Here is a 6,128-nt window from a genome sequence, read left to right on the forward strand (position 1 = left end):
GGACAAGGCCGAGGCCGAAAAGGAGCTGGGCCGCCTGCGTCGGCAGTGGTTTGCCAAGCGCAAGAACGTCCTCGCGCTGTTGCGCGAGTCGATCTTCCAGCAGGAATCGCCACTGGTCGATACCGACGCCAGCAACAAGGCCGGCGACGCCGATGCGGCCCTGCAAGAGCTGGGCAGCGATCAGGTCGCCTTCGGCTACGTCACCGCGACCGTGACGGTGCTCGATGTCGATGCCGACGCGGCCGACGAGAAGCTGCGCCATGTGGAGCGTGTCATCCAGGGACGTGGCTTCGTCACGATTCCTGAAACGCTGAACGCCGTGGAAGCCTGGCTGTCGTCGGTGCCGGGCAATGCCTACGCCAACGTGCGCCAGCCCATCGTCTCGACGCTGAATCTCGCGCACCTGATGCCGGTATCGGCGGTGTGGGCCGGGCCGGAGAAGAACGACCACCTCGACGGCCCGCCGTTGATCGTCACGCGCACCGAAGGCGCGACGCCGTTCCGGCTGGTGACGCACATCGGCGACGTGGGGCACACGTTGGTGGCCGGCCCGACCGGCATGGGCAAGTCGGTTTTGCTCGCCACGCTGGCGATGCAGTTCCGCCGCTATCCCGGCTCGCGGGTCTTCGCTTTCGACATGGGACGCTCGATGCGCGCCACCATTCTTGGCTTGGGCGGCGAGCACTACGACCTGGGTGCGGACGGTTCGATCGCGTTTCAGCCGCTCGCTCGCATCGACCGTGAGGGCTATCGCACCTGGGCGGCTGAATGGGTTGAAGGCCGCCTGCGGCATGAGGGGATCAGTGTCGGCCCGGACGAGAAGGCGGCCATCTGGTCGGCTCTCGTCAGTCTTGCGGGCGCGCCCGTGGAGCAGCGCACGCTCACCGGCCTGTCGGTGCTGCTGCAGTCCAACGTGCTGCGACAGGCACTTGCGCCTTATGTGCTCGGTGGCGCCCACGGCAAGTTGCTGGATGCCGACCGCGACCGGCTGGGCGCCGCGGACGTGCAGTGCTTCGAAATGGAAGAGCTGATGCACAGCAAGGCTGCGGTACTGGCCGTGCTGGGCTACCTGTTCGCGCGCTTCGACGAGCGTTTCGACGGCGCGCCGACGCTGCTGATTCTTGATGAAGCCTGGCTGTTCCTGGACGACCCGGTGTTCGCGGCGCGTATTCGCCAATGGCTCAAGACGCTGCGCAAAAAGAACGTCAGCGTCATCTTTGCCACGCAGTCTCTGGCAGACATCAAGGACTCGACCATCGCGCCCGCGATCATCGAGAGCTGCGCCAGCCGCATCTTCCTGCCCAACCCGCAGGCCACCGAGCCGCAGATCCGCACGATCTACGAAGGCTTCGGCCTCAACAGCCGACAGATCGAGATCGTTGCCACCGCCCAACCCAAGCGCGACTACTACTACCAGTCGCGTCTGGGCAACCGCCTGTTCGACCTGGACCTCGGGTCCGTCACGCTCGCCTTCGCGGGAGCTTCCACACCGCAGGACCAGCGCCTCATCGACGAGCTGTCCACCCCCGCTCCCCCCGTTGGTTTTGCTCCTGCCTGGCTGCGGCAACACGGCCTGGACTGGGCGGCCGACCTGTTCCACCACCACCCCAAAGGAGAACTGCCATGACGTTCCATGCTTCCTTCAAACCCCGTCTGATCGCGCTGGCCACCGCTTGCGCACTGGCCATCGGCACCGTGCAGCCCGCGCATGCGCTGTTCGGCATCGGCGACATCGTGCTCGACCCGACCAACCTGGTGCAGAACACCATGACGGCCGCGCGCACGCTGGAGCAGATCAACAACCAGATCAAACAGCTTCAGAACGAGGCGCAGATGCTCATCAACCAGGCGCGAAACCTGGCGAGCCTGCCGTTCAACGTGGTCAACCGCCTGCGCTCGAACCTGGAGACGACCAAGCAACTCATCGCGCAGGCGCGAGGGCTGGCCTATGACCTGTCGCGCATGGACGCCGAGTTCGCGCGGCTGTACCCGGAACAGTACGCCGCCACCGTCAGCGGCGACCGGATGTACCAGGATGCGCGTGAGCGCTGGAAGAACACCCTCGGTGGCTTGCAGACCGCGATGCGCGTGCAGGCGCAGGTGTCGCAGAACCTGTCCCAGGACGAAGGCGTGCTGGCCGATCTGGTGAGCCAGAGCCAGTCGGCCACCGGCGCCTTGCAGGCCATGCAGGCGACCAACCAGCTCCTGGCCCTGCAAGCCAAGCAGTCCATCCAGTCGCAGCAACTCCAGCTCACACAGGACCGCGCGGCCTCGCTGGAACTGGCGCGACAGGCCGCCGCCGTTGAGCGTGGGCGCGAGGTGACGCGGCGCTTCCTCGGCAGCGGCACGGCCTACACGCCGCAGTCCGTGAGCTTTTATCGCAACTGACGGGCCAGCCATGAACCGCGCGCCGGTCCTGTTCTTTCTTGCATGCCTGCTGGCCGGTTGCGACCGGCCGCAGGTTCTGTCGGTCGATGCGCTGGCCGCCGATCCGGCGCGGCTGCATGCGTTGCGCATGCAATGCGACAGTGGCGAGAACTATGGCGCGCTCTGCGCGCAGGTCGCCCAGGCCGACCTGCAGCGCTTCCTATCCGGGCCCACCGGGCCGGACGAGTACCAGACGCTGGCCGAGTTACCAGCGATTCCGGCCAGCTTCGACTCGCCCACAACTTCGCAGGACGAACGGCCATGAACGACGTTGCCATCATCGACCGCTTTCTCAACGTCTTCTCCACCTACATCGACTCGGGCTTTGGCCTGCTGCGGGGTGAAGTCGCGTTCCTCACCGCCACTCTGGTGGCGATCGACATGACCCTGGCCGGACTTTACTGGGCGCTGGGGCACGCCACCGGCCAGGGTGAGGACGTGATGGCCAAGCTCATCCGCAAGGTGCTCTACGTCGGCGCCTTCGCCTACATCATCGGCAACTTCAACTGGCTGGCGAGCATTGTGTTCCGGTCGTTCGCCGGTCTGGGCCTCACGGCTTCCGGCTCGACTCTGACCATGGAGACGTTTCTGCAGCCAGGGCGCCTGGCCAAGACCGGCATCGACGCCGGCGCGCCCATCCTCGACCAGATCAGCCAGATGGCCGGCTTCCCGGAAGTGTTCATCAACATCACGCCCATCGTCGTGATGTTCCTCGCGTGGCTGGTGGTCATCCTGTGCTTCTTCGTGCTGGCGGTGCAGCTCTTCATCACGCTGATCGAGTTCAAGCTGACCACGCTCGCCGGCTTCGTGCTGGTGCCATTCGCGTTGTGGAACAAGACGGCCTTCCTCGCCGAGAAGGTGCTGGGCAACGTGGTGTCGTCTGGCGTGAAGGTACTGGTGCTGGCGGTGATCGTCGGTATCGGCACTGGGCTGTTCGCCGAGTTCCAGGTCACGCCCGACGAACCTTCCATCGACCACGCGCTTGTCGTGATGCTGGCTTCGCTCTCACTGCTGGCCCTGGGTATTTACGGGCCGGGCATCGCCACGGGCCTCGTGTCTGGGGCGCCGCAGCTCGGCGCCGGAGCGATGGCCGGTGCAGCGGTGGGCGCAGCGGGAACCGCCGTTGCGGTCGGTGCCGCCGCAACGGGTGTTGGCAGCGCGGTGGCCGCCGGGGCGCGGATGGCGCCAGCCGCCGCCAAGATGGCCGCCAGCGGTGCGCGTGCTGCAGCCTCGACCGCAGGCAGTGCGCGGTCGGCTTATCAAGCGGGTTCCGCAGCCGCTGGAGGCGGCCTCAAGGGCGCCGCAGCCGGCGTGGGCAACGTCGCCAAGAGCGGTGCGCAGGCGGTCGGGCAGAAGGCGGCTGCCGGGGCTCGCTCGCTCAAGGAGCGTGCGGCAGCGGCCTTACGCGCAGACGATGCGGGTGCAGCGCCCAGCGGTGGCGCTGCCGCAGCCGCACGAGGCCAGTCCGCTGCCAGCGAAGCCCCTGCGGACGCCGCACAGCAGGAGCAACCCGCCTGGGCCAAGCGGCTGCACCGGCGCCAGCAGCTCAGCCATGCCGCCACGACCGCAGCCCACTCGCTGCGCGGAGGCGACGGCGGCGGCTCCAGCAGCGGCCCAAGCCTGCGCGATTCCGATTCATAAGGAGAACGATCTATGCGATTCAAACGACCGCAGGTGCGCTACGCCGATACGCCGCAGCCTGCCACTCCGTACCAGTCCGCCGCACAGGTGTGGGACGAGCGCATCGGCTCGGCCCGTGTGCAGGCGAAGAATTGGCGACTGATGGCCTTTGGCTGCTTGGCGCTCGCGCTGTTGATGGCGGGTGGGCTGGTCTGGCGTTCGGCGCAGTCCATCGTCACGCCCTACGTGGTGGAGGTGGACCAGGCTGGACAGGTCCGCACCGTCGGCGAAGCGGCCACGCCGTACCGGCCGAACGATGCTCAGACCGCCTACCACCTGGCGCACTTCGTCACGCTGGTTCGCGCGCTGTCCATCGACCCCATCGTCGTTCGGCAGAACTGGCTTGATGCCTACGACTACACCACCGACCGAGGCGAGGCCGTGCTCAACGAGTACGCACGTGCCCACGACCCGTTCATCCGTGTCGGCAAGGAGTCGGTGACGGTGCAGATCACCAGCGTCGTGCGCGCCAGCGACACGTCGTTCAACGTCCGTTGGACCGAGGAGCGCTTCGTCAACGGTGCGCCTGCGGGCACCGAGCGCTGGAACGCCGTGATTTCCACCGTCCTGCAAACCCCGCGCACCGAGCAGCGGTTGCGCAAGAACCCCCTGGGCATCTACGTCAACGGCCTGTCGTGGAGCCGCGAACTCGATGCCACCGAAGGAGCCAAGCCATGAACCGGTCTTTCCGCATTTACGCTTTCGTGTTGACAGTTGCAGCCTCTGCACTGTCGTTGCAGGGCTGCGCCACGCAGGGCACGCCACCACCAGCCATCTCGCTCGATGAGCCGGTACAGGCCCAGCCGTTGCCCGACTTGCCCAAGCCGGTTGAAGTGGTCGAGATGCCGAAGGTGTTGCCGATGCCGGCGCAGATGAAGCCGCTGCCGGAGGGCAGTGACACCAAGACAGCGCGCGAACCCGCCGATGAAAAGCTCCGGGTCTCGCGCGCCAACGCCGAGGCGCGGATGGCGCCGACGCGCGAGGGCTACGTCAATGCCATCCAGGTCTGGCCCTTCACGGATGGCGCGCTGTACCAGGTCTATGCGGCGCCGGGCCGGGTCACGGTGATCTCTCTCCAACCCGGCGAGGAACTGGTGACGGTTGCCGCCGGCGATACGGTGCGCTGGATCGTCGGTGACACGTCCAGCGGCACAGGCGCTGCGCTGCGCGTCAGCGTGTTGGTCAAGCCGATCCGCTCGGGGCTCAAGACCAACCTGGTCGTCACCACCAGTCGGCGCACCTACCTGGTCGAGCTGACCTCGACCGAACGCGCCTGGATGGCGTCGGTGTCGTGGGAGTACCCGAAAGACCGGATGCTGGCCTTGCAGCGCCAAGCGCAGGCCGCGCAGGCGACGGCGCTGATCGATACCGGCTTGTCGCTGGAGAAGATTCGCTTCCGCTACGCGGTCAGCGGCAACAATCCGCCGTGGAAGCCGTTGCGCGCCTTCGACGATGGCGAGAAGGTCTACATCCAGTTCCCGCCGGGCATCGCGCTGGGCGAACTGCCGCCGCTGTTCGTGATCGGCGCGCAAGGCGATGGGCAACTGGTGAACTACCGTTTCCGCGCGCCGTACTACATCGTGGATCGGCTGTTCGGCGCGGCCGAACTGCGCTTGGGCGGTGACAAGGGCGACATCGTGCGGATCGAACGCACGGACGGCGTAGCGCGGGGGAACTGACCATGAGCCAGGACGACATTCCTGATCTTGCCGCGTCGCATGCGGGCAAGGTTGCCCCCGAGGCAGTGGCGCTGCGCGCGCCGCCGCGCGCGGTGACGCGCTTGAATCGGCGCACCTTGGCGATCCTGGCCGGAGGCCTCGCCGTGGTCGTGCTGGGCGCCACGATGTGGTCGCTGCAACCGCGCAAGCGCGGAGCGAACGAACAGAGCGAGCTTTGTCAAGGGCAAGCGAATTTTCCCCAGTGTGGTAATTCAAATTTCCCCACCCGGTTGGGTTTGCTCGTCAAATGAGCGGACGAGTCCGGATTTGAGCTTCTCCTTGAGGCGATAGGAGTTGCCGCGG

The 6,128-nt window shown here is 66.6% G+C and carries 7 protein-coding genes; all 7 read left to right on the forward strand.

The window, feature by feature from the left end; genetic code table 11:
• Positions 1 to 1,627 (forward strand): TraG/VirB4 family ATPase (locus GPA21_RS18815; protein ID WP_168989625.1); only part of this gene is annotated, 1,627 nt, incomplete at its 5' end.
• A complete protein-coding gene (trbJ, locus tag GPA21_RS18820) occupies positions 1,624 to 2,388 on the forward strand; it encodes a P-type conjugative transfer protein TrbJ (protein WP_168989626.1) in 765 nt (254 codons plus the stop codon). The genes GPA21_RS18815 and trbJ, both read left to right, overlap by 4 nt.
• 10 nt (positions 2,389 to 2,398) lie before the next feature.
• On the forward strand, positions 2,399 to 2,692 hold the full coding sequence (locus tag GPA21_RS18825) for an EexN family lipoprotein (RefSeq protein ID WP_168989627.1): 294 nt from the start codon (positions 2,399 to 2,401) through the stop codon (positions 2,690 to 2,692).
• Positions 2,689 to 4,068, forward strand: a complete 1,380-nt coding sequence (gene trbL / locus GPA21_RS18830; protein ID WP_168989628.1) for a P-type conjugative transfer protein TrbL — start codon at positions 2,689 to 2,691, stop codon at positions 4,066 to 4,068. Before GPA21_RS18825 ends, trbL begins: the two co-directional genes overlap by 4 nt.
• Positions 4,069 to 4,080: 12 nt before the next feature.
• A complete protein-coding gene (trbF, locus tag GPA21_RS18835) occupies positions 4,081 to 4,785 on the forward strand; it encodes a conjugal transfer protein TrbF (protein ID WP_168989629.1) in 705 nt (234 codons plus the stop codon).
• Positions 4,782 to 5,786, forward strand: a complete 1,005-nt coding sequence (trbG, locus tag GPA21_RS18840) for a P-type conjugative transfer protein TrbG (protein ID WP_168989630.1) — start codon at positions 4,782 to 4,784, stop codon at positions 5,784 to 5,786. The genes trbF and trbG overlap by 4 nt, the downstream gene beginning before the upstream one ends.
• A 2-nt stretch (positions 5,787 to 5,788) precedes the next feature.
• The gene (locus GPA21_RS18845) at positions 5,789 to 6,076 is read left to right on the forward strand and encodes a hypothetical protein (protein WP_425483706.1); all 288 of its coding nucleotides are present in this window, start codon (positions 5,789 to 5,791) and stop codon (positions 6,074 to 6,076) included.
• Positions 6,077 to 6,128: the final 52 nt, after the last annotated feature.

Source organism: Azoarcus taiwanensis, from assembly GCF_012910885.1.
GTDB classification, from domain to species: Bacteria; Pseudomonadota; Gammaproteobacteria; order Burkholderiales; family Rhodocyclaceae; genus Azoarcus_F; species Azoarcus_F taiwanensis.

Coding starts and splice junctions, on each gene's coding strand:
- trbJ (WP_168989626.1), top strand. CDS start 1,624: ATGACGTTCCATGCTTCCTTCAAACCCCGTCTGATCGCGCTGGCCACC.
- GPA21_RS18825 (WP_168989627.1), top strand. CDS start 2,399: ATGAACCGCGCGCCGGTCCTGTTCTTTCTTGCATGCCTGCTGGCCGGT.
- trbL (WP_168989628.1), top strand. CDS start 2,689: ATGAACGACGTTGCCATCATCGACCGCTTTCTCAACGTCTTCTCCACC.
- trbF (WP_168989629.1), top strand. CDS start 4,081: ATGCGATTCAAACGACCGCAGGTGCGCTACGCCGATACGCCGCAGCCT.
- trbG (WP_168989630.1), top strand. CDS start 4,782: ATGAACCGGTCTTTCCGCATTTACGCTTTCGTGTTGACAGTTGCAGCC.
- GPA21_RS18845 (WP_425483706.1), top strand. CDS start 5,789: ATGAGCCAGGACGACATTCCTGATCTTGCCGCGTCGCATGCGGGCAAG.